The sequence below is a fragment of the Stenoxybacter acetivorans DSM 19021 genome (assembly GCF_000745895.1).
In the GTDB taxonomy this organism is placed as follows: domain Bacteria; phylum Pseudomonadota; class Gammaproteobacteria; order Burkholderiales; family Neisseriaceae; genus Stenoxybacter; species Stenoxybacter acetivorans.
In genome coordinates, this window is the sequence record NZ_JQKE01000044.1 from 1 (window position 1) to 24028 (window position 24028).

A 24028-nucleotide genomic window follows, 5' to 3' on the forward strand; every position below is an offset into this window, starting at 1 on the left:
CAATGGTTTTACCGCCGGCACCGCGCCCGCGCTTACCGCGCCCGCGCTTACCGCGCACCCGCTTGGCACCGAAGTAACTTTCATCGGCTTCCAATTCCCCGTTGAAAGGCGTATTTTGCAAACAATACGTGAAAATTCGCAACCTAATCTTTGTGTATATTCGATTGATTGACTGACGACTGATTCCGGTTAATTTTGCGGTTTGAGAGGCAGTTAAATCAAGCGAAAAACACTTGATAATTTGCCGCATTTTTGCATCAGAAAGTGACGAACTTTTTTGGTACTTGCAAACCATTGCCATGACTCCTTTTCAGACATTTTAATGCCTTGTTTGGTTGTCATGTCCCTTCTGAAAATCTTGTGTTTTTGAAAACTTTATGGAGTTAAAGCGGCGGTTTTTAACTTGAGGGCAGGTACTGTACAAGCAAAATATCAAACCGGCACATGTTTAAGCTAAGTTTAAGTGCCTTTGCAAACAGCGCGGTAATTCCGTGTTTGCAGACGAACGGGCAGGGTATTGCCATATTCGGCAATGCCCTGCAATAGTGAGATTATTGTTTGTGTGAAAATGAAACTGGATTTATCAGGTATCAAGATATTTTTCTATCGTTGCGCACCGTAGTTGGGTTGTAATAAAGCACAAGGTACAGCGGTTTTGCGGCGGCGTCCGGGAATCGGGCGGCAAGCGGCGGCGATGTTGGATTCTGCATCGGTTTCTATTTTTGCTGTTTCGCGATTGGTTTCGCGCGGTATCCGTTTATTTGGGCTGCCTGAAATACTTGATGCCGTTGTGTGGCGGCGGGTTTCTTTCACATCATCAACGGAATTATTGCCGCTTTGCATTTCGTCCCACCAACGCGGCTCAAAACCTTCGATGCGTTCCACCTGCAAATCTTGCTGAATCAACTTTTTAATGGATTCGAACATCATGTATTCACCTGCGTCCATCAGTGAAATCGCAATGCCTTGTGCACCGGCGCGTCCGGTTCTGCCAATGCGGTGAATATAATCTTCGGGATTAACGGGCAGCTCATAGTTAATCACAAATGGTAATTCGGCAATATCCAAGCCGCGTGCCGCCACATCGGTAGCAACCAAAACGCGTAAACTGCCGTCTTTAAATTGTGATAAAGTTTCCAAACGGTTTTGCTGTGATTTGTCGCCGTGCAGGGCTTGTGCACTGATGCCGCGCCGATTTAATTCTCGATTGAGCTGATCCACGCTTTGTTTGGTGGTGCAAAATACAATCACTTGGCTGATGCCCAATTCGAGAATCAGCTGTTCCAGCAGAGCGCGTTTTCGGCCGCCGTCAATGGCGATAATGTGTTGTTCTACATTTGCCGCTGTGGTGTTTTGTGCTTCCACACTGACTTCTTCCGGCTCTTTCATGAAGTCTTGTGCCAAACGGCGAATCGCAGGTGCAAAAGTGGCAGAAAACAGCAGGGTTTGGCGTTTGTGCGGCAGCATTTGCATGATGCGGCGAATTTCGTCAATAAAACCCATATCCAACATGCGGTCGGCTTCGTCCAGCACAACGATTTCTACTTTATCTAAACGAATATTTTTTTGTTGTACGTGATCCAGCAGCCGCCCCACGGTTGCCACCACAATTTCACAACCGGCGCGCAAGGCTTGTTTTTGTGGATCCATATTCATGCCGCCAAATAACACAGCATGCCGCAAATTCAGGTTTTTCAAATAAGTTCTGGTGTTTTGGTCGATTTGGTCTGCCAATTCGCGCGTGGGTGTCAGCACCAGCATACGCACAGGGTGCATGGCGGGGGAGGTGCTGGTGGTGGCGTAGCGTTTAAGCCGTTCCAAGCTCGGCAGCATGAAGGCCGCGGTTTTACCGGTGCCGGTTTGGGCTGCCGCCAACAAATCGTGCCCTGCCAAGGCTTTAGGAATGGCAGCGGCTTGAATCGGCGTGGGTTTTTGATAGCCTTGCTCGGTGAGCGCATCAACAATTTCGGGCGATAAGCCCAGTTCGGAAAAGGTGGTCATGGTGGTTTCTTAATAATATTGTTTTAAAAAATGGTTTTCAGGCAGCCTGAATATTTAATCATGCGGTAAGCCAAGCCATTTCAAGGGGATATAGCTGTACTATTATTTTTTCAAAAAGAAAACATAGCCTATTCAGCAGATTTCAGATAATTAGCCGTAATTTTTCTGGCTAGTCGTTTTGAAAAATTTAATAGTTCAGCTATAACATTAAATAGATAATGACAGTTCATGTTGTGAATATAGTCTAATGTGTCTTGATAACGCGGATTTTTGTACCAGTCGTTCAGCACGTAAACATATTCTACTTTCCAATTGAGCTGATGTACCAATTTACTGTATTGCTTTCTTTTAAAATCACAGGTTTGTCGTTTTTCATCAACAGAGCCTAACACTTTTTGAAATTTAATTTCAATGATAAGCAGTGTGTCGCGCACAATCACAAACAAGCCATTATTGTGCTCTAAGCGTTTGGAAGTATGTGAATCTCTTTGGGTTATATTCCCTGCCGCTTTGCGGCGTACCATTCAAAAATGAGTACATACCTACAGCCGCTATGTACAAAGGCAGGGATTAGGAGAATATAAAAAATTTTATAATGATTTGCAACTGAAATTATTTCAGCGGACACCTCGCCGCTTTGCAGCGAGGTTATCCATTGTACACTTTGAGTAAATGAAAAATAGGGTTTCAGGCAGCCTGTTATTACATCGCCGCCAATACAGCATCGCCCATGCCGCTGCACGACACCAAACGGCAGCCGTCTTCAAAAATATCACCGGTGCGATAACCTTGTGCCAATACAGTGCTGATGGCGGTTTCTACACGATGGGCAGCGGCTTCGTTGTTGAGGCTGTAGCGCAGCAGCATCACCAGCGACAAAATGGTTGCCAGCGGATTGGCTTTATTTTGTCCTGCAATATCGGGCGCAGATCCGTGAGAAGGCTCATACAAACCTTTGCCTGTTTCATTCAGCGAGGCAGAGGGTAGCATGCCGATTGAACCCGTGAGCATCGATGCTTGGTCGGACAAAATATCGCCGAAGATATTGCCGGTTACCACAACGTCAAACTGTTTGGGCGCACGCACCAATTGCATGGCGGCGTTGTCAACATACATGTGGGTGAGGGCAACATCGGGATAATCGGCAGACAATTCAGTCATCATCTGTTTCCACAATTCAGTGGTTTCCAAGACATTGGCTTTATCTACGGAACACAATTTTTTGCCGCGTTTTTGGGCGGCTTCAAAGGCGATTTTACCAATGCGGCGAATTTCCGATTCGCTGTAGCGCATGGTATTCACCCCTTCGCGCTCGCCTTGGGCATTGGTGTGAATGCCGCGCGGTTCACCAAAATAAATATCACCGGTGAGTTCGCGCACAATCAAAATATCCAAGCCTGCCACCACTTCGGGTTTCAGCGAAGAGGCATTTGCCAGCTCCGGGTACAACACCGCCGGACGTAAATTGGCAAATAAATTCAAATCTTTGCGGATTGCCAGCAAACCGCGTTCGGGGCGTAATGGACGGTCAAGGGTATCGTATTTCGGACCACCCACTGCGCCGAGCAATACCGCATCAGCCGCACGGCACAGGTTTTGGGTAAATTCAGGGTAGGGTGCGCCGTATTCATCATAGGCGGCACCGCCCAAGGGGGCGTATTGGTAGTCGGCATCTAAACCGTCGGCGATTAATTTGTCTAAAATACGTATGGCTTGGGCGATGATTTCGGGACCAATGCCGTCGCCGGGTAAAATGGCTAGGTGGTGAGTCATGAAAGAGTCCTTATTTGGTTACAACGTTAATTATTTTCTATTTTCCAGTGTGTTTGGAAATGAGGCAATACATTATTTTGTTTAAATAATTCTTTTAGAATTTGTATAATTTCTTCTTTGGGTTGGCTATTATGATCAGCTACTGAATCAAGAATTGCGTGTTGATTAACATCAAATAATTTCTTGGCAATAGTGTTATTATTATAAAATTCATCACTACTAATGCCATTAAATTTTAAGTAAGAACCCATGTTCAAAAAAATTCTTAATAAAATCATATGATGTCAAAAAACGACTCAATCATCGCCCATTGGCTATCTGTCAAATCACTCGGGTACATAAAGGATTACCTACTATCTTAATTTATCTGCTAATTATACGCCATATGATTTTATTAAGAATTTTTTGAATATTGGTTCTTAAACATTATTGAACATAGGTTCTAAGTCTCACAAATTCTTCTGCATGGATTCAGCATTAAATCTGACTTATTTTGTTCATAAAGAAACTGTAATTCATGCCAAAGCAATTCATAGTTGGTTTTAAAATCTTCTGTTTTATTTTCTAATTTTTTTATTATTGTTTGTTTTCCATTTGATAATAAATGGTATATATCATTTCTTTTGTAAAAATCATCATTTCAGATAGGATAGGGGCGAACATTCAAGTAGAAATGGCAATTATGCGTCAGTAAAATAAATTTATCATTGGCTTTTTTATTTTTATAACAATTACTAATTTCACCAATCATTAAATACTGCATGGTGTCATCATTGCTGGTCATTGGGTCATCTAATATAATGATTTTCGGTTTGGGAGTATTATTTTTATCATCAATACTTTCTAATGAAAACAAAAAGTAAAGCAAAGCGATAATATTTTTCTCACCTTTGCTTAGTTCGGTTATTTTTCTGATTTCACCGTTGTACCCTCTGATTTGGTATTGCCCTTTTTGATATTCTTGATTGTCTGCAATCAGCTCTAAAGAAAAAGACTGAACGCCAGCTTTTTCCAAGCACTCATTGATTTTTTGAGCAATTTGATTTTCATCTTTGGTTTGCGCAATCAGTTTTATTTTTTCTTGTTGTTTGTCATCTAATTTCTTCCGTTCACTTTGTAATTTTTCTTCAGCATCATGTTTTTGCTTTTTAAGAAATTTTAGATGTTCATCTTCTTTATTATGGTTGAATTTGTTTAAAGCTTCATGAATAATATGATAACGCAAACTATTTTTGGCTTGTTCTTGTTCTTTTTTTAAATTTTCCGAAAAGTCGTTATTTTTATTAATTAATTCTTTAAGATCATTTTTTATTTGGGAAAAATTTTGTGGAGCATCAATTTCTAACTCGGACATTACGCTGAATAAATTATTTTTCTTACTTTCTAAGGTAGTTTTCAGGTAGCCTAAAAATTCTTTGTATTCCGCTTGCTTTGATTTAAGTTGTAAATTTATCTTTGTTATTGGTTGAGAAAAATGCAGATAGAATTGATTGGCATTAATTTCTAATATGCTGCTGATATTAGTTAGTTGCTTGCTGATTTTTTCAATTTCACCATTAATCTTATTTTCTAAATTTTTGACCTCATTATTAAAATAACTGCCCAGTCGTTGCCACCGTTCTTCGCTGATTTCATTGCCGCAAAATGCGCATTTTTCGCCGCTTTATGTTCATGGGCTTCCATACCCTGTTTGGCAAAATTTTGCTTTTTAGGGTTATTCGCCAACTCGTCAATTTTTTTCAGTGGCGATACAGCAGATTGTAAAATTTCATTTACTGTTTTCAAAAAATCAGGTAAATTTATATCAGGAAAAGGAGTTATTTCAATTTTTTTCTCTTCCGACTTTATGGTTTCTTCATGTTGGCGGATTTCATCATTTGAAAGCAATTTTGCTTGCGCTATCTCATTTTTAAAAGCGTTTTTATCATAAGAAGTTTTGGCAATTTGTGGATTTGTTTGATTTTTAATACCTTTGGCAGAAGTTTGGTAAAAATTTTCTATTTTTTCGTATTGCTCGTTATATTCCTGAGTTGCATTTTCTGATTTTCTGAAAAGGTTATCGTTTCTGTCTTCTGATTTTTCTGTTTCTTTTTTGATTTCAGTAATTTCATTATCGATTTTTTCAATTTTTTCTTGTATCTTTGCATTTTCTTTGCCTAAGGCAATGGCATTTAATTTGTCGTTTTCAGCAATACCACTAAAATCTTTGAAAATTCGGACATCATATTTGTCCGAAAATTGTTCTTTAATACAATCTGTAATGGTGGTTTTTCCTGTGCCATTTTTACCGAAAATAAAACCAACAGAAGAACCAATTGAGAGATTTTTATCACTAAATCTCTCGGGGAATTTTGATAAGTCAATGGATAAGTCATTCATAATCACTCCCTACTCAACAGAGACGGATAATTATCCGTCTCTGTATTCAGGCTGCCTGAAAAATATTTTTAACTAAGCAATCACACCAGCCCGCTCAATCTCGCCGCATCTTGAGCAATCATCAATTCCTCATTGGTGGGAATCACTGCCGCGACAACGGGTTTATCTGCCAAGCTGATGATGCCGGCTTTGCCGCCGACAGTGGCTTGGTTTGCCGCCGCATCTTCATATAAACCCAAAACTGCCAAGTGTTTTAATACGCGATGACGCATACCCACCGAGTTTTCACCGATACCGCCAGTGAATACCAGCGCGTCCAAGCGGCCACACGCCACAGTCATGGCACCGATGTATTTGGCTAAACGATAGGCAAACACCTCCAAAGCCAAAGTTGCGCCGGCATGGCCTTCTTTGGCAGCGGCTTCCAGTGTGCGGCAATCGTTGGACAAACCCGACAAGCCCAGCAACCCGCTTTGGCGGTTGAGCATATTGGTGGTTTGTTCCACACTCATGGCAAAATTCTCAGACAAGAATGAAAACAAGCTGGGATCAATATCGCCGCTGCGCGTACCCATCACCAAGCCTTCCAGTGGGGTTAAGCCCATGCTGGTGTCTTGTGATTTACCGTTTAATACCGCGCTGATGGACGCACCATTGCCCAGATGCGCAATCACCAAAGCCAGCCGGTTGCTGTCGCGGTTTAATACGCGCCCTGCTTCTTGGGCGACATAGCGATAACTTGTGCCGTGAAAACCGTAGCGGCGGACACCGTGTTTTTCGTAGTATTCTGCGGGAATGGCATAGCGGTAAGCATGAGACGGCATGGTTTGGTGAAATGCGGTATCAAACACAGCCACGTGTTTGAGTTCAGGAAAAGCGTGTTGGGCTGCCTGAATACCCAAAATATTGGCGGGATTGTGTAAAGGAGCCAATCCCACGCAGGCATCCAGCTCTTTCATTATTGCAGGTGTAATCACGGCAGATTCGGCAAATTTTTCACCGCCGTGCACCACGCGATGCCCAACGGCTTTCACGTAATCATACAAGCCATAGGCTTTTAATTCCGCCATCAATACCGCTACCGCTTCTTCGTGGTCACGCGTTTGTTGTAAATGGGTTTGATGCACTTCATGCGCGGTTTGGTAATCAATCGTATCTTCTTCTGTGCCATGCCAAGAACGGCGTGCCGCAATGTCTTTTTTGATGGTAATCACCGCGTCTTCATTGCCCAGCTTTTCTGCCAAGCAGCTTAACAGCAAATCTCCGTTTTTTGTATTTAATACCGCGCCCTTGAGCGAGGAACTGCCGCAATTGAGTATCAACACCAATGACTGTTTAACCATTTACTGCCTCTCTTTCTGCTTTGATATGTTATCAGTAGTAACTGAATATTGTTTAAGGAACTGTTGAATTCTATCACAACATGAAACAGCATCAAGTTTGCACATCAGCTGTTTTGATTGGGTTTTTGACGGCAGCTTATTTTTCAACGCATGGCGGTGTTTTTATTTACCGTATGCCTTATACAGAAAAATCATTGTCAGAAGAATATTTCTGCTTTTCAAGGTAAACAAGATGCCGCCGCGTTGTTTCAGGCTACCTGAAGTCAAAAGCTGCGGTGAAGTCAGTTACAGCAGACAGACGCTGTATTTTTTTAAAAGAAATTGATTTTTAAATATGGAAATCAAGCAGAAATCACTAATATTTGTCATTGCGATCAGTGCGTGGTTACCCTACTGTTACCACGCTGTGTATTTTAAAATCTGGATTACCACTTCGCGTCGCTCCTCGCAATGACGGTAGTAGTATGTATTATTGCCCACAGTTTTTAAATCCATATTATCAATTTTTTCCCAAAAGCTCCCCCAAATATTCCGCTACTGCCTGCGCAAAAATAGGTGGGACGGCATTGCCGACTTGTTGATATTGGGCATCTTTTTTGCCGCAGAATACGAAGCTGTCGGGAAAGGTTTGTAGGCGGGCAGCTTCACGGATGCTGATGGCGCGATGGTGTTGTGGGTGTATCCACATGGATTTGCGTACGTTTACCACGGTACCGCAAGGCTTGCTGCGGTCTAGGCGCAAGTAAATGGTGTTTTGAGTACGTTCGGGCTGGGCGTAGGTACTTTTTAATTCGTTTGCTAAATTGTGGAAATTATCCCCTTGTTTAATGGCGGCAAAACGTTGTAAGGCAACTTCGCGGCTGGCGGTGATGACGTGGTTGTATAAATAATCGCTGTCGCGCAGGATTTGGGCTAAGGAGCTGAGTTTTTGAGTGGGTTTGTTCAAAGCCATGCCCTGATTGCCTGTGGCACAATCGGTTGTGGGCGTGATGTTGGCAATATCATCAATGGCATCGCCAACCGTGCGGTAATTGGCTTCGTTAAACAACCCTTTGGGTAGCTCAAGCTGTGCGGCGGCGGTATGGTTTGTTTTGATGCCCAATATCAGTAAGCGGTTTCGCTTTTGCGGCGTGCCAAAATCAGCAGTTGCCAAAATACCATGGCGCACCTGATAGCCCATAAATTCCAAGTACTTTAAGGTGTAATCAGCAACAGTAACATAGGAAACATTTACCGATAAATAACTGTCGTTACAATGCAAATTACTGGTAACAATTTGATGTGTCTGCAATTCTTTCCACTGTAGGAAACAACGTTGAATTAATACAGCGGCTTTGAAAGTTGGGGCGAGATGCCACCCTTTCGCACCTGCCAAATAGTCGCGTAAAGCTACAGCCATTTTGTGGTAGCTTTGCCAAACGGAATCGGTATCCGGAAATGCCCAAAAGCGTTCAACAATGCCAATGAGTTGATGTTGATATTTGTGCAGGGCTTTGGCTAATTTTTGTGGGTGATTTAGTTGGTGGTAGATAATGTTTAAAACGGAATACTCATTATCTTGCCAAAAATATTGTTGTAATTTTTCGGGTTCATTCAGTATCTTGATAATATCGTTACAAAAATAATTACGCTCCAATAAATGAATGTTGGTAGTATGAATTTTAATGCCGAATGACTCGATCTCGTTGAAATCGAGTTCGGACAAATAAAAGCGATGTTTGGGCGACAAAAATGCCGCCACGTTTTCCATTACCAAGGCAGTAGGTTGCAAATATGCAATTGATTGGATAAATTTCTTAACTAAATTGTTGTTTTGGTTGATAAGCTGACTGCGCTGACGATTGGCATTGGAAAAACCTTGGCACGGTGGGCCGCCAATAACCACATCGATTTTACCCAATCGCTGTTTCATCTCCTCCGTGAATAATTCGTCCACATCACCATACACCGCTACATTCGGATGATTGCACTGATAAGTGGCGCGGGCATCAGCATTGTTTTCAAAGGCTGCCTGAAAACGGAAATAGCCGCTTTGGAGGAAACCATGGCTTAAGCCACCGGCACCGGCAAATAAATCCACTGCTGTATAAATTTTGCTCACCAGTCAATACCTTCATCGATTAAACGTTGGCGCAATGACAGCAATTGTTTGGCTTGCCGGTCATTGGGTAATTTATGAGGGATTTGGCAGGCAATTCGCAATGCGCTTTCTTCGCTGGGTGAATCAATCAAATGATGTTGTTGGGCTACCTTAAAAATACGTAACCATTCTTCCGCCTTGGTATTTAACACATCGGTTTGGGCATCAACTTTAATATCCAATTGGCGTTCTTTGTTGGCTTCTTTCGCCAGCTGCTTGTATGCGATTTCAGAAATCAAACACTCCGTCATAGCAGACGGCAAAGTGTAATCAATGGCTTGCACTTGTTGCCAACAGGCTTCACGCTTACACCACTGGGTTACATTTTCCACCGCTCGATTGGGGTCGGTTAATTTTTGGTACACGTGGTATGCCAGTTCTTTTACAGCATAACGAATGTGTTCGGAAAGGCGTTGTTCACGCCAAATTCGCTCCAAATCCAAATTAGATGCAGGAAATTGTTGTTGTAGCAAATGATGAAACAAAGCAATGGTATAGGTAACAATATTGGCGCGATAACCACTTTGATACCACGGCAGATGTGGAATGCGTGCCTCCAAATACTGAAACAACAAACACAATGCCACACTCTCTTTAAAATATTGCCCACCAAAACGTACCCCGTCTTCGCCCCATTCTTTTCCAATGGTGTCGGCAAAGGCATTGAAATTGGTTTGTGCTCCTTTACTGACAATGTGCGGTAAACCGCCCCAAGAATTGCGTATTTTTGCCAAATCAGTTTTGGTAATCAATTGATTTTTTGGGTTTTCCAACAAGAATTTTTTCTTTTCCGTTGCAGTCATACGCATTTGCTTTTGTAAATACTGTCCGCGGGCGCGTTCGTAAAACCAATGGGTGTCGTATTGCTGCCCGTTCTTGCCGTGTGCCAACAAGCGCTGCGAATACTTTTCCATCGCCATATGAAACGGGTGGGCGGCGAAGAAGTCGGCATCACTCACCTTATTTTGGCTGTTGGACGAACGTGAGATGTTTTGCACCCATTCATTGGCAGCTTCATCGTTCAAGCGGCTATTAATCACCGTTAACTTCATCGGCACAAATATTTGACTTAAATCAGCCTTGTCTTTGTAACGCGCATTCGACAAAGAAGCAGTGGTTTGTCCGCCATTGATGATTTGAAAATCGGTGGCACGCACCAAATGATTGCGCTCGTCGTTTAAGTTGATTGACATTGCCGTGGCAGAAATGCCGTTATTGTAGGCAAAAAACTTGCGTGGCTCTTTTAAAATGGTTTGGCGGATTTTCTTATTCACCGCTACCTTTGTGGATAAAAATGAACGCACATTGCCTTCCAATAAGGCACTGCCGTGTTGGTCGTAAATATCTGCCAATACGGTGGCGGGAATCACGCACAAATAGCTTTGAATGTTGTCGGTATCCGCTTCACTGGCTTGTAAGCATGGGATACCACCCGCGCAATGGGCGGCGAAATCAATTTCCAAGGCTTCATCATCGCGCTTGCTCACCAAACCAAACAAACGCTCAATGTCCCACACATGACAAGCTGTCGGTTTGCCGTCTATTTCTGGTGTTTCCAAGGTTTTAAAGGTTTTACTGATGTTGGCATTGCTGATGATGTAGAGCCGATATTGGCGAATATCATCGCGTTTTTGGCGCAACCAATCCAGCAAATCAGCAGCGGGCAAACTGATGTCCACCTGAATGGCATTGTCCAATGCTTCTTCAACAAAATAACGCAAACGGGTTTGCAGATTATCGGCATCGGTACGCGTCAAAGTACGTTCGGTATCTAAATCGTAGTCGGCAATCAACAGACTCATGCTTTGGTCGAGTTCATCGTAGGCATAACCGTCCACCCGCAATTTGCGGTTGCGTTGTCCTATCCCTTCATAAAATGCGGCTTCTGCTTCACGCAGGTAATCATATTCTTGCCAATAATTCATAAATGATTGCACCATCGCCGCCGTGCTACCTATGCCGTCGGCTTGTGCTGTGGTTTTGGTTTCGTTTAAGAAATCTTGTTTAAATTCATCAATTGTCATCGCTAACTCCTTGTTGATTCCTGTAACCAGTCTTGTAAAGCAGCAATCGCCAACTCATAGCGCAAGCCCACAACCGCCGTTGGTAAAACGGCGGTATTGATGCGTGGGAAATGTTCATCAACAGCATACACTTGCGTGTTTTGCCACTGATATTTCTGCTCGTCATAATCGGCAAGATTCAGGTAGCCATAATTGAATAATTTCTGCTCAAAGGCGTTGAATGCATCCATATCTTTTGCTAACACCTTTTCCAAACGCTGCACCAATTCATTTAAGGAATAAGTATTTACCTGTTTGGGCGCGGCTTTGTCTATGCGTTGCACCACCAATCGTCCCGCTCCCGCCGCCGACAATTGTGCCAATGAGCTAATCATTACTGTATCTGCTACCGAAGCAATACTTTTGATTTCGTACCAAATATCGGCATAGATAAAATCCTGCGGTGCATCTTCAATCCCTACCCAGCCTTGCACTGTTGCCAATAAGCCATCGCGCTGGTTTAATTGCTGTTCCAAAAACAGTAATTCACCAAATAAACCTTTTTGGTTTTGCGCATTCAGCAACCCACCTCGCTTGGTTTGCAATAAACGACTCCATTGCTTATAGCGTTGGCGCAAACGCTCAATGGCGTCAGTTTCATCAAGAGCATCGGTGGTATGTTGAATAATATCGGCACAAAAAGCGGCAAAGACGCTGTTTTGAGCCGATTGTGATAATTCAAAATTAAGCGCGTATTCGCCGTTTTCACGCAAGCCACACCGCACATCAATGGCTTGCGATGATTTCAAATTGTGAATGGCGGTTTTGCCGATCCACAGTAATACTCGCCGTCCTTGTGTTTGCCCGATATGCCAGTGCCAAGCCGATTTTTCCTGTATCAACACAAAAGCCTCAGATTTGATGGTCTGCCATTTCGCTTCCAACTCCGCCGCGTTGAGTTTCATTTCAGACCCTCTCCATCGTCCTCGTAGGCTTCATCGTCTGCATACAAACCTTTAAGCGCGGTCGAGTTTAGGACATAAACGGCGGTTTCTTCGGCTTTGCCGTTGTCGGGCAAGCCGACGCCAATGGCAAACAGGTGATCGGGAACGGCACAACCTGCCTCAATTTGGCTTTTGAGATGCCTGTTTTTATCCACTTCATCACGATTAACGGCAATCACATAAATCACCAAAATCGGCGGGCGTTGTACGCGTAGATACGCATTGTCGGGTACGGATTTAGCTTCGGTTTTTTGTTGTTTGAATTCGGTTTCGGCAGTATTAATCTCTTCTGGTGATAAACCGATTTTCATTGCTCCCATACTTCCTACCCGTTTTTTACTGCCGCTGATGCTGATTTGTTCCGCAGTGGCGTGAATGGCGCGTTTGATCGGCTTAATGCTTAAAGTTTCCGAGCCGTACGCCAATGAGTACGGTGTTTCGGCACTGCCCTCGGCAAGAAACACGTCCCACGCACTTAAATCGTCTTTATCGTGAATAAAATCGGCAATGGCATTGCCCTGATAACCCAATTGCCAAGGATGGCATTGAAAATCGCGCAACAAGGTTTCGACATCGTCCACGCCAATACCACGCCAAAAATAATGTGTACCCTTGATGTCCGTCAGCCGTGTTCCGTTTTCAGATAGCCTATTGATAAATTGTTCGCATACTTTTTTATTGTTCGCCAAATCGTTTGGACGCAAGGTAGCGGTTTCCAATAAACGTCCGCTGATGTGCACGGGTAGTTTCACGGATTCAGCACTGCGCATTTTGTTGCGGGCGGTAACGATTAGCGAAGCCGGATCTTGGCGTACCCGCAAGCCGAATTCCATCGGTGTTTGTTTTGCGGCTTGCATTCGCTGAATGTCATTGTACAATTCCGCCGTGGCTTCGGTGATGTAGCCATACCAATCCATGGCTTCTTCACTGAGCCAGAGTTTGCACAAATCGGCATAATTCGGGCGATAGCCGAACCACCTGCCCATTTGCAACAAGGTGTCATACATGTTTGAGCGGCGATAAAAATAGCTGACCACCAAGCCTTCTAAGGTTAAGCCGCGCGACAAGCTGTTGCCACCCACTGCTACCACCCGCAAACCTGTTTCTTGATGATTGGCATAATCCAAACCGTTGCCATTTTGATTGACGGTGCGCATTTCAATCGGCGCGGCGGCGGTGTGCAAGTGTTGGGTTAAAAACGTTTGCCACACCATGCCCGCTTTGCTTGCCAAGTTGTATTTGTCCCACACGGCTTTCAGGTAGCCTATGCTGGTGCGTTCTGCTTCAGGTGAGTTGGCATACAGGCGCAAATCACGCTGAACATCGTCCAACCACTTTTTCACCAAGCCGCCTACTTGATTTTGAACATCGGTGAAGCGGCTGATATGTACCATCATTGAGCGGTGTTCATGGTTGTCACCGCGAACATCACGAATACCGTTGCTTAACACGAAATACGCCAAGGCTTCTTGCAAACTGGGCGGCAATTTTTGAATCGTATCGCCTTTTTTATGCCCGTAATCTAAACCACAATCTTCCATTTCATCGGCATAAATCGATTCCAATATGGTTTCATGCGTTGCTTTTTCACCGAAAATATTCGTTGCACCGATGTAGTGGCGCGGGGCGGACAAAGTATAAATAAAATCTTTGGGAAACAAATCATCGCCATGTTGTTCATCACTGTTACCGGGATTGATGAAAATATTGGCGTAAGGCGTGGCAGTAATGCCCAGATAAACCGATTGATGAAACAGCTTTAATAATTGGCGAATGGCTTGATTGATGGCGGTGGGGTTTTGATCGGTATCTTTAGTATTGACCGAGGCATTGTCGGCTTCGTCATCGATTAAGAGTAAAGGTAAACGAATGTATTTGCCTTGTTGAATGGAATTTTTTAACCACTTAATCAGTGAATTGAGGACGCTTTTATTTTTCTTAACAACGAATAAGGCGGGGGAGTTTAGGGAATGCAAAGACAAACGGACTTGGCGTACCACATTGACGTTAAAGTCTTTGCTGACCGAAGTGAATGCAGTAATGGCTGGCTGTTTGTTATAGCTGTTGTATCGTCCCACGCCCACCGGATTATTTTTGATTCCTTGTTTTTGGTCTAAAAAATGATCGCTGAGATTGCCGGCGAATTCTTTGTCTAAACGTTCTTGTGTTTGCACACGCAGGTTTTCCATCATGCCTGCCAACACAATAATTACTTTATAGCCGACATCGGCGGCTTTATTACAAATGGCGGTGTAATTAGAGGTTTTGCCCGATTGGACATCGCCCAGCACCAAACCGCGGCGTTGAAACGGTTCTGTCGATTGCGGATCGCCCAGTAAATCCACAATGTCGTCCGACACTTGGCTTAAACTGCCGATCATTTGATCATTCCAGTGTTTGTCTTGACTCAAATATTTTTGATAACGATGCCAAAAGAAAAAATCCAGCTCGGCACGGCGATTTGCCAACCACGGTTGATGCGGTTGTTGGTTATCAACAATCACACTGCCCGTGTCCATGCGCATACTGATTTGATGACGCAAGCGATTTTTAATGGCAATGAATTCATCATTGCTGACAGGGTAAAGATTTTGAAGAAGATGACGGAATTCATCAGCTTTTTGGGCAAATGTATTTTCGTCCAATTCTCCGTTTTTAGATAGGGTATCTAAGGAGGTAAACAAAAGATTTTCAAACATTTCAACAGGATTCATGGTAATACTATCCCCCATGCTATGATTGTTATGGTTTGTCTTGTACTGAATAATTCTGTTTCAGGCAACCTGTGTCATGGTTTGTACCTAGCCAATCAGCCGCCGATATTGCTCAATCAGTTTCGGGCAGCGGTTAAACGGCTCTGCCATCGCCAATTTATTCAGAAGTTCTGACTTTCGCCGATTATCGGAGCTTTGTCCAAGCAAGTTTTTTAAGATATTTTCAAGCATTTGCTCGTCAATATCTCGGTTTTGCCAAGTATTGCTTTCCTTATTTAAATCCACATGTAATTGTTGCAAGGGTAAATGGCTTTCAATCATGCTTAATAAGGCTTCCAGCGATAATGATAACTTGCCTGATTCACCAGCCCAAGCCGCCAACATTGGGTGTTGGCGATTAATTTGGTAATAAACGCCGCCCTCGCGCCCTTGTAAACGCTGCCACACCACCGTATTGTTGTCGCCGACGGCTTTTCTGCCGCGTATTGTCCAACTGCGTTCGCTGCATGCCGCCAGCTTTTCAATAATGCCTTGTAATTGTTCGCGCACCAATGCCGGCGGCATGGCGGTGGCTTTTTTGATGTCCAATGCCCACAAATGATCCAAATTATTGGGGATATCCACTTGAATTCGTACCAATTTCGATAATTCGGCTTTGCCTATCATTCGAAACCAAGTCGCCCAAATCACCAAGCGTTTGTGCCGATACACATAAAAACCTTGCCCTTGACGCAAACCCTCTTTACCGCCCAAGTTTTTTATTTCTGCCGCACTCAATTGCGACACATGCGGCAATAAAAACGGGCGAACCAGAATTTTGGCATCGTCAATCGCCAAAAATTCATCTGCCATCGGGCGTGCACTGCGTCTACGTAAAAGCGGATCAATTGCACTGAGTGCCATGCCGTTCATGCGCAATTTCAAAGTTTGCAGTTCGGCTTCGCCCTCAATATAGCGGTGAAACACCAAGCGCAAGTGTTCGCGCACATCGTCCATCGCCTTGCTGAATAAGCGTTGGCGGTCACCACCGCTTTCAACCAAACGATCCAAGTTTTGCCACAACACCAAAGTACCGCTGGTTAAATGCGATAATTTTGCCACATGCGGCAATTTTCCCCACTCGGTTGCGTCCAAAATCTGCAAAGCCCAATTACCTTGTGCCTGTACATAGTCCAAATCCCAGCGACACGCCGCTACCGAACCATGTTGCTTACTGATCACTGTCAGCTGCCGACACTGCGACAAAGATGCGGTTTTTAAACCTAGCCCAAACCGCCCCAAATCTGTTCCCTCACGACCTTCTTGCGGATTACGACTGCCATAGCGCATGGCATTTTTCAAATCCGCCAGACTCATGCCGTATCCGTTATCCAAAATCACCAAATAGGGTTCTGCCGACGGCACAAACAACACATCAACTTCATCAGCCGCTGCCGAAACACTGTTATCAATTACATCAGCCACCGCCATGGCGGCGGTGTAGCCAATGGCGCGGATGGACTCCATTAGCGGGGCGGCTAAGGGCGGCGAGATTTCGATCTGCATGATTGTGTGATAAGAGTGAGTTAATAAATAGGTTGCCTGAAAAAATTGTTTCAACTGAAGTGAAAATTCATTTCAGGGTGGACTATATCACTATAATACCGTTATTTCAGGCTGCCTGAAGTCTGCCGTATTTATTCCCACATATTCTCGCTGTGCTTTGCCCAAAACCGATAACTGCCGGATACCCATGCGGCATTGTGCGGCGATGCGGCGGTATTTGAAACGGGCGGCGGCAGCAAAATCACCGGCGGCGGGTTTTTGATTATTGCTCGGGGTAATGGTGGAGGCGAACGGGTTTTGGATGTGATTGAGCCGATAATACTCGCAGCGGTCAAGCTGAATCGCAGCGGCAGGAACGGTTTGATAAGCGTTTAATTCGTAGGCACGGCAAATGAATGCGTCTGCCAAGGCTATATTTTCATGAGCGGCTTTGTCCAATAATTTTTGCGCACCTTGCGGAAACAAGATATATGCCGCCGCGCCGGTGCGGTCTTGGTAGAGACGGCGCAAGGCAAAATCGGGATTAACGGCGGTGCTGTGTTTATCCAGCAGTTTTTTGCGTGCACGGGTTTCCAAGGTGATGTAGTCGGCATCGGTCAGACAAGCTGATAAATTTTCCAGCAACAGCGGAGTTTTTGCAGACAACAAGGCATCGTCTTCTAAAATCAGCATTGGGCGGTTTTCTTGTAAAACGGTTTGCCAAGCGCGTTGGTGGCTGAGAAAACACGCCACTTCCGCCGAGCGCAAGGGGCGTTCCCAGCCTTTGGCGAGGCGTTCGTATTCGGCGGTGCTGATGTCGGCAATGGTGGTGGCATTCATTCGCTGCCAAGTAATGCCCAGCTGCTTTAATTGGGCTGCCTGAAAAGCCAAGCGGTCGGTTGATTGCGGCAGGTTAATGAGCAAAGCGGGAATCATAGTGGTTTCCGAAAGGGTTTTGTTGTTGTTCAGGCTGCCTGAAAAAATGGCTGATTATGATGGTTTCATGACCACCATACGGTTTTTTCGCGGGTGTGCAGTTTTTTGAAGCGGGCGTAAACATTGCCTTCGTACTGAACGCGTTTGAACACTTCTGTTACCAATGCGCCCATTGGGTGCGCCGCGCAAATCTTATCCAGCCGCCAGCGCATATTGCGTAAGGTGTCGTCGGTACCAACGGCAAAACCGGATACGCCGTCAAACAAAGCCAAACGCTCGTTTTGCAAAGATGCTTTGCGCTCGGGGCTGATTGCTGCGTTTTCGGCAGCATACAAATAGCGTTCGCTTTCTTGCAGTTTGATGGTGTTAATTAGTATCACGGCGTTCATCAGTAAAGCGGGTAAAACCGCATCGCGGCTGTGGTCAATAAAAGTATCGGCGGCGGCAATCAGCCAGCGGGTGGATAAGGCGTTTAATAAAAAATCACGCTCTGCTGCCCACAAGGTTTCAAATGCGACAAAGTGCTTGGCAGTATCTGCACCGCGCCGAATCAGGACAATCAGTTGTGCGTGATAATAGGTCAATTCACTTTGACCGCTGAATTCTTTGCGTAAATCCGCCAGATGTGCCGCCAATTCTTTTTTTGAGCCGTGGGTGTATGCGGCGTCGCCTTCGGTGATGATGCTGTGTTTCATTTGTGCCAAATCCACGCCTTCAAGCGCAGCAGACACGGCAACTGCACCGAAGCGTTTGCGGTGTTGGTTAAATGAAAACCAGTTGGCGAGCGGATGTCGGGGTTTACGCATGATTTCAGGCAGCCTGTAAAAATAAATGGATTAAGATGTTTGCTTGGCGGCAATGCGGCTGTTTAAAGCGGCTGCCTGAATTATCGCATGTTTATATTCTGATTTATATTCTGAACATCATCGGAGAAAACAAAGAAAAAACGGCGGCTGCCTGATGCAATCGCCGTTGCTGTGTGAAGATGTATGTTTAGTCTTCTTGGGCTGCATACTGGGCGTAGTTTTCTTGCCCCATGTCGCCGATAAGTGATAATTGAGTATCCAACCAATCCCAATGTTCTTCGTTGGTGTCTTTTAGTTTTTCCAACAAATCACGCGATACAAAATCGCGCTGGGTTTCGCAAGCGGTAATGCCGAAAATCAAGGCTTCATGCTTGTTTTTTTCGGATTGTGCATCACAGCGGATAATTTCCTCAATGGATTCGCCCACCAAGATTTTTCCGTATTCCTGCAAATTGGGCAGACCTTCCAGCAGCAAAATGCGTTCAATCAGCGCATCAGCGGCTTTCATGTCGGCAATGGATTGCTTGCAAATGGCTTCACCCAATTCTTCAAAACCCCAGTTTTTCAAAATGCGGGCGTGCAGAAAATATTGGTTGATGGAAATCAGCAATAACCCTAAATTTTTATTTAGTGCCTGAATGACTTGACGGTCTCCTTGCATAATGAACCTCCGCCGCTTACAGCTGGCTTTGCAAGTAGTTTTGCAAGCCCATGATTTGGATTTGACGCAATTGTTGTTCCAGCCAATGGGCATGGTCTTCTTCTGTGTCTTTCAGCTGTTCTACCATCAATTGACGGGTTACATAGTCTTGTTCGCGCTCACACAAAGCAATGGCTTCTTTTAAATGTTCGCGTACGGATAATTCCACTTCCAAATCAAAACGCAGCATTTCTTCAACGTTTTTGCCCACTTTAATCGGTTCGGGTACAACGGTTGGTGTGCCGTTCAGCATTAAAATGCGGTGAATGAATTGGTGTGCATGTCCGGTTTCGTCAGCCATTTCATGGTTGATGCGTTCGTAGAGTTTGGTATAGCCCCAATCTTCGTACATGCGTGAATGAATAAAATATTGGTCGCGTGCCGCCAATTCGCCAGCCAATAGTTTGTTCATGCTGTCGATAACGCTTTTTTTGCCTTCCATGATGTGCTTCTCCTGAAATAATGTGATGAATCATAGGGTGGTTTACTTTGAAAACCATGAGTACATTTCTTCTTTATTGCCGCATTATTGGCGCGGCATGGTTGTTGAAACGTATCTTGATTTTTATGGTAAACCCGCCGCTGTATATTGTGGCTGCCCGATTTCAGGCAGCCGCTAATTAAAACAAACAGTTTTTTCAGTATAACATTCTGCTCAATTAAAATAAAATTTATTTTAAATACAAAGAATTATTATCATCTTCAATTGCATTTAGCGCGGTTTTTATGCGAGCATTTTGTTCTCAAGCTACAATCCGCATCATGCGCTTGGTGCTTTTGATTTAAATAAGTGTTTATCTGATATGAATAAATTGGTTGTGATTGGTGTGGGACTCATTGGCGGCTCGCTGGCTTTGGATTTAAAACGCCAAGGCAAGGTGCGTGAGGTATTGGGGATTGATGTTGATGCCGATAATTTGGCGCGGGCGGCAGAACGAAAAGTGATTGATGACGCATCGGTTGAAATCAATGCCGAAAGTCTGGCTGATGCAGATGTGGTGTTAATCGCCACGCCCGTGAGCTTTTTTGCCGATATTTGCCGCCGATTGGCATCTGTGCTGCCTGAAAACGCGGTGGTAACCGATGTGGGCAGCACCAAACAGCCGACACTACAAGCGTTCAAACAGTTTTTGCCGCAGCATTATCCGCGCTGTGTGGCGGCGCATCCGATTGCGGGTTCAGACAGGCACGGGGCTTTGGCGGCGCAATTCGGTTTGTTTGAGCGCAAAAAATGTATTGTTTGTCCGCATGAGCAGCAAGATTCAGGCAGCCTGTCGCTGATTGCCGATGTGTGGCAAAGCGTGGGCGCGGCACTTTATTACCAAACCGCCGCCGAGCATGATGCCGTGTTTGCTTCGGTGAGCCACTTACCGCATTTGCTGGCTTATGCTTATGTGCATCAAATTGCCGACGCGCCCAACCGCCAAGAGTTATTGCACTTTGCCGGTAGCGGTTTTCGCGACTTCACCCGAATTGCCGCCAGCCATCCGAGTTTGTGGGCGGATATTTGTTTGGCAAACCGCGATACGCTGCAATCTTTGTTGAATGAACAACAAGCACAATTGTGTTTGCTGCAAGATTGTTTGCAGCGCGGTGATGCCGCCGCTTTGCGCGATTATTTTCAGGAAGCCAAAGCGGCGCGCGATGATTGGCAAACGCAGCAAGACGGGTGATCGCGCTGCGTTTTGTGGTGGTGAAAATGATTGATATAGGTTGATTCAAGTATTTTGTGGTTTGATTTGGTGTTATTTTTGTTTTTATTAAAGGCTTAAATTTGGTATTGTTGCAACAAGGATGAAAAACAATGCTTGCAGGAATAATATTTGCTTTTTCAGCAGCAGTGGTTTGAGGTGCTGCTATTGTGATGAGCAAAGCGGGATTGCAGTATTTGGATTCCGTACAATTGTTTTTTTTCCAAATTTTATCTGCTGCTGTGCTGGTATGGTTGGTTTTATTGATACAAAGAAAAAAATTATTATTGAATAAGGGCGCACTCAAGGCTTATGCCACGGGAATATTAGAACCTTTTTTGGCGTATGTTTTAACTTTGTATGGCTTAGAATATGTTTCATCAGGCATTGCTTCTATTATTTTTTCGTTAGAATCTATTTTTACTTTGCTTTTTTCTGTCATTTTTTTAAAAATGAAAATTAATACAATCGGTATTTTTATATTGCTGTTATTTGGCACGATGATCGGCAGCTTAATGGCAGTTTTGCTTGACATTGGTTTGGGCAGTAATAAAATATATGGTTACTTTTTTATATTGGCTGGTGTTCTGTTTGCTGCTGTTTATGTATTGATTTCATCAAAATTGGTAGAGTCATTCGATCCAATTGTATTGTTGACAGGACAATTAACATTTTGCTTATTATTGACAGTAATACTATTGTTTTTTACCGGAAATAATATTGCTTTCCCTGGTAAAGGAAAGGTATTGATTTTTTTATCGGGGGTATTCCAATATTTTCTTGCATTTATCTTATATCTTTATTCATTAAAATGGATTAAAGTATATATTGCCGGTGTTATGCTGTATTTTATTCCCATAACAGCTTTAATTCTATCGTATCTTTTTTTGGAAGAAAATATCTCTTCAATGCAAATAACAGGAATTGGCATGGTTATTATTTGCGTATTTCTCTTGAATAAAAAATATGAATATAAATAAATTTTTTTGCAAATATTTTGTGTTGTTACTTTACTGAGTAATTAATGAATTATTGATTTCTAATTGGGCTTTCATTTATTTTTCTTCGATGACTGAGGTTTCAAATCGGCAGTACTAAAGGATAAATTTCAGTAAGCTGATGGTTTGGAAGCAGCTTTCACTGCTTCCAAGTACAAAAAATTCCTGATTTAAAAGCTGAGAATTATATCTGTGATGGCAAAACAATTGAGTTACCAATTCAGGCAGCCGGCGTATATTGATTTATTGCCCCACGACGATCAATTTTTGGTTCACAAATTCTTTAATGCCCAAATCACTTAATTCGCGCCCGAAACCGGAACGTTTAACGCCGCCGAACGGCAATTCGGCAACCGAATCGCCGCTGCGGTTGATAAATACCATACCGGTTTCAATGCGAGAAGCCATTTGTTTGGCGCGTTCGATGCTGCCTGAAAAAACAGTGCCGCCCAAGCCGTAATGTGAATCGTTGGCAAGTGCAACGGCTTCGTCGTCGTTGTCCACTATATATAACTGCGCTACCGGACCGAAAAATTCTTCGTAGTAGGCGGGATTATCGCGGCTGATGTTGGTCAGAATGGTTGGGGTAAAGAAATTGCCGCGGGCTTCTTGGTTGCCGCACAATACCGCAGCACCGTGGTCAACAGCGCGGTTTAATTGTGCTTGTAAATCGGCTTTGGCGCGGGCGGAAGATAAGGGTGCGAGCGTGGTTTTGCTGTCAAGCGGGTCGCCCATATTCATATTTTGAAAGGCTGTCTGAATCATGCGGGTAAATTCGGGCGCAATATTTTTTTGCACGATATAGCGTTTGGCGGCGGTACACACTTGCCCCGCGTTGTAGAGGCGTGCGCCAACTGCCGTTTGGGCGGCGATTTCTGCATCTGCATCGTCCAAGACGATAAACACGTCATTGCCGCCCAGCTCCATTGTGGTTTTTTTGAGTTTACTGCCCGCTTGCCCCGCCACAATACTGCCGGCGTATTCAGAGCCGGTTAATGCCACGCCTTGTACGCGGTTGTCGGCAATAATATCGGCAACTTGATCGGTGCTGATAAATAAATTGGTGTATGCGCCGATGGGTGCGCCTGCTTCACGCATGATGTCTGCCATTAATTCCGCACATTGCGGTACATTGCTCGCGTGTTTCGCCACCACGGAATTACCGGCGGCAATTGCCGGTGCGATCACGCGGATCAATTGGTACAGCGGGAAATTCCAAGGTTCAATTGCCAGCACAATGCCGATAGGGTGATGCTCCACCCACGCTTCACCCAAAACATTGGGATAAACCACGGGTGCAAGTAATTGTTTGCTGTTGTCGGCGTAGTAGCGGGCAATGTCGGCGCAGCATGCCACTTCATCTGCTGCTTCGCTGATGCGTTTGCCCATTTCCAAAGTAATGACGCGGGCAATTTCATCTTTGCACTGCGTTAATCGTTCTGATACGCGCCGTAAACACGCCAGCCGTTCTTGGATATTGTTTGGTGCAGACCAAGCTGATTGATATAAAGCATGGGCGGCGGCTAAAGCGTTTTCAATGTCGGCATTGCTGTGGTTGGCAAAGGTTTTGAGTAACTCTTGGGTGTAGGGATTGATGCTTTGGTAAGCCATAATGGTTTCTCCGAATTGGTGCATAGAATTTAGACGGTGTTCTTAGTACAGGTACAAATATTGCAGCGAGGGTGTAAGAATTACCCGCGTTATTTACACTTTTCATCAAAATAAAAATATTTCTCTAGTACCTCGTATGGTGTCGCCCCGTTAAGTGATTTATGGGGCTTCACCGTATTGTAGTAGTTGATGAAGCGATTTAGCTCCAGCTTTCGATGCTCACTGTCCTGAAAGCGTGTTTTATCGTGCCACATCTGCATCAACGTCCTGATAACCCGCTCTGCCTTACCATTGGTCTGTGGGCGGGCAACTCGGGTAAATTTTTGATTGATGCGATGTTCTGTACAGACAATTTTGAAAGCATGTTCCGGCGTTCCCTTGTATTCTGTCCCGTTATCCGAGTAT

General features: G+C 44.3%; 20 protein-coding genes and 2 pseudogenes. 3 read left to right on the top strand and 19 right to left on the bottom strand.

Going from position 1 to position 24028, the window contains the following annotated elements:
- From Q384_RS14010 to bfr (Q384_RS07220), 17 genes and pseudogenes are all read right to left on the bottom strand, one after another.
- Positions 1–301, bottom strand: a pseudogene (locus Q384_RS14010) (IS1595 family transposase); the annotation flags it as partial.
- Between the two features lie 302 nt (positions 302–603).
- Complete coding sequence (locus tag Q384_RS07145; RefSeq protein ID WP_037586880.1) at positions 604–2001, bottom strand: DEAD/DEAH box helicase; 1398 nt, start codon at positions 1999–2001, stop codon at positions 604–606.
- A gap of 128 nt (positions 2002–2129) precedes the next feature.
- A pseudogene (locus Q384_RS07150) lies at positions 2130–2480 on the bottom strand (hypothetical protein); the annotation flags it as partial.
- A gap of 223 nt (positions 2481–2703) precedes the next feature.
- On the bottom strand, positions 2704–3774 hold the full coding sequence (gene leuB, locus Q384_RS07155; protein ID WP_037586882.1) for a 3-isopropylmalate dehydrogenase: 1071 nt from the start codon (positions 3772–3774) through the stop codon (positions 2704–2706).
- A gap of 26 nt (positions 3775–3800) precedes the next feature.
- Positions 3801–4025, bottom strand: a complete 225-nt coding sequence (locus Q384_RS07160; protein WP_156956492.1) for a hypothetical protein — start codon at positions 4023–4025, stop codon at positions 3801–3803.
- Positions 4026–4414: 389 nt separating this feature from the next.
- Complete coding sequence (locus Q384_RS14295; RefSeq protein WP_084224427.1) at positions 4415–5404, bottom strand: AAA family ATPase; 990 nt, start codon at positions 5402–5404, stop codon at positions 4415–4417.
- Complete coding sequence (locus Q384_RS14300) at positions 5344–6153, bottom strand: AAA family ATPase (protein WP_037586886.1); 810 nt, start codon at positions 6151–6153, stop codon at positions 5344–5346. Before Q384_RS14300 ends, Q384_RS14295 begins: the two co-directional genes overlap by 61 nt.
- 80 nt (positions 6154–6233) lie before the next feature.
- Positions 6234–7496 (bottom strand): acetate kinase, encoded by a 1263-nt coding sequence (locus tag Q384_RS07175; RefSeq protein ID WP_037586887.1) that lies wholly within the window; start codon positions 7494–7496, stop codon positions 6234–6236.
- A 499-nt stretch (positions 7497–7995) separates the two neighbouring features.
- A complete protein-coding gene (locus Q384_RS07180; RefSeq protein ID WP_051940645.1) occupies positions 7996–9597 on the bottom strand; it encodes a DNA cytosine methyltransferase in 1602 nt (533 codons plus the stop codon).
- Complete coding sequence (locus Q384_RS07185; RefSeq protein ID WP_037586889.1) at positions 9594–11660, bottom strand: AIPR family protein; 2067 nt, start codon at positions 11658–11660, stop codon at positions 9594–9596. Before Q384_RS07185 ends, Q384_RS07180 begins: the two co-directional genes overlap by 4 nt.
- A gap of 2 nt (positions 11661–11662) precedes the next feature.
- Positions 11663–12604: a PD-(D/E)XK motif protein gene (locus tag Q384_RS07190; RefSeq protein ID WP_037586890.1), complete on the bottom strand. Its 942-nt coding sequence runs from the start codon at positions 12602–12604 to the stop codon at positions 11663–11665.
- Positions 12601–15357 carry a Z1 domain-containing protein gene (locus Q384_RS07195; RefSeq protein ID WP_037586891.1) on the bottom strand — a complete coding sequence of 919 codons (2757 nt, stop codon included), beginning with the start codon at positions 15355–15357 and terminating at the stop codon, positions 12601–12603. The genes Q384_RS07190 and Q384_RS07195 overlap by 4 nt, the downstream gene beginning before the upstream one ends.
- An 87-nt stretch (positions 15358–15444) precedes the next feature.
- Positions 15445–16902 (bottom strand): ATP-binding protein, encoded by a 1458-nt coding sequence (locus Q384_RS07200; RefSeq protein ID WP_037586893.1) that lies wholly within the window; start codon positions 16900–16902, stop codon positions 15445–15447.
- Positions 16903–16992: 90 nt separating this feature from the next.
- Entirely contained in the window at positions 16993–17817 is an 825-nt protein-coding gene (locus Q384_RS07205; RefSeq protein ID WP_051940647.1) for a glycosyltransferase family 25 protein, read from the bottom strand.
- Positions 17818–17882: 65 nt separating this feature from the next.
- Positions 17883–18623 (bottom strand): hypothetical protein, encoded by a 741-nt coding sequence (locus Q384_RS07210; protein WP_037586894.1) that lies wholly within the window; start codon positions 18621–18623, stop codon positions 17883–17885.
- A 187-nt stretch (positions 18624–18810) separates the two neighbouring features.
- A complete protein-coding gene (gene bfr / locus Q384_RS07215; RefSeq protein ID WP_037586896.1) occupies positions 18811–19284 on the bottom strand; it encodes a bacterioferritin in 474 nt (157 codons plus the stop codon).
- A 16-nt stretch (positions 19285–19300) separates the two neighbouring features.
- Positions 19301–19765 carry a bacterioferritin gene (gene bfr, locus Q384_RS07220; RefSeq protein ID WP_037586897.1) on the bottom strand — a complete coding sequence of 155 codons (465 nt, stop codon included), beginning with the start codon at positions 19763–19765 and terminating at the stop codon, positions 19301–19303.
- A 56-nt stretch (positions 19766–19821) separates the two neighbouring features.
- Here bfr (Q384_RS07220) and Q384_RS14305 point away from each other — a divergent pair, with 56 nt between their 5' ends.
- The 3 genes from Q384_RS14305 to Q384_RS07230 all read left to right on the top strand — a co-directional run bounded on the left by Q384_RS14305 (position 19822) and on the right by Q384_RS07230 (position 21994).
- A complete protein-coding gene (locus Q384_RS14305; RefSeq protein ID WP_281174514.1) occupies positions 19822–19947 on the top strand; it encodes a hypothetical protein in 126 nt (41 codons plus the stop codon).
- Positions 19948–20126: 179 nt separating this feature from the next.
- Positions 20127–20996 (top strand): prephenate dehydrogenase, encoded by an 870-nt coding sequence (locus tag Q384_RS07225; RefSeq protein ID WP_037586910.1) that lies wholly within the window; start codon positions 20127–20129, stop codon positions 20994–20996.
- A 188-nt stretch (positions 20997–21184) separates the two neighbouring features.
- Positions 21185–21994 (top strand): DMT family transporter, encoded by an 810-nt coding sequence (locus Q384_RS07230; RefSeq protein WP_342665985.1) that lies wholly within the window; start codon positions 21185–21187, stop codon positions 21992–21994.
- A 261-nt stretch (positions 21995–22255) separates the two neighbouring features.
- Here Q384_RS07230 and Q384_RS07235 read toward each other — a convergent pair whose 3' ends face one another.
- Positions 22256–23623: an NAD-dependent succinate-semialdehyde dehydrogenase gene (locus Q384_RS07235; RefSeq protein ID WP_037586899.1), complete on the bottom strand. Its 1368-nt coding sequence runs from the start codon at positions 23621–23623 to the stop codon at positions 22256–22258.
- Between the two features lie 89 nt (positions 23624–23712).
- On the bottom strand, positions 23713–24028 hold a 316-nt coding region (locus Q384_RS07240), incomplete at its 5' end, for an integrase core domain-containing protein (protein ID WP_037586900.1).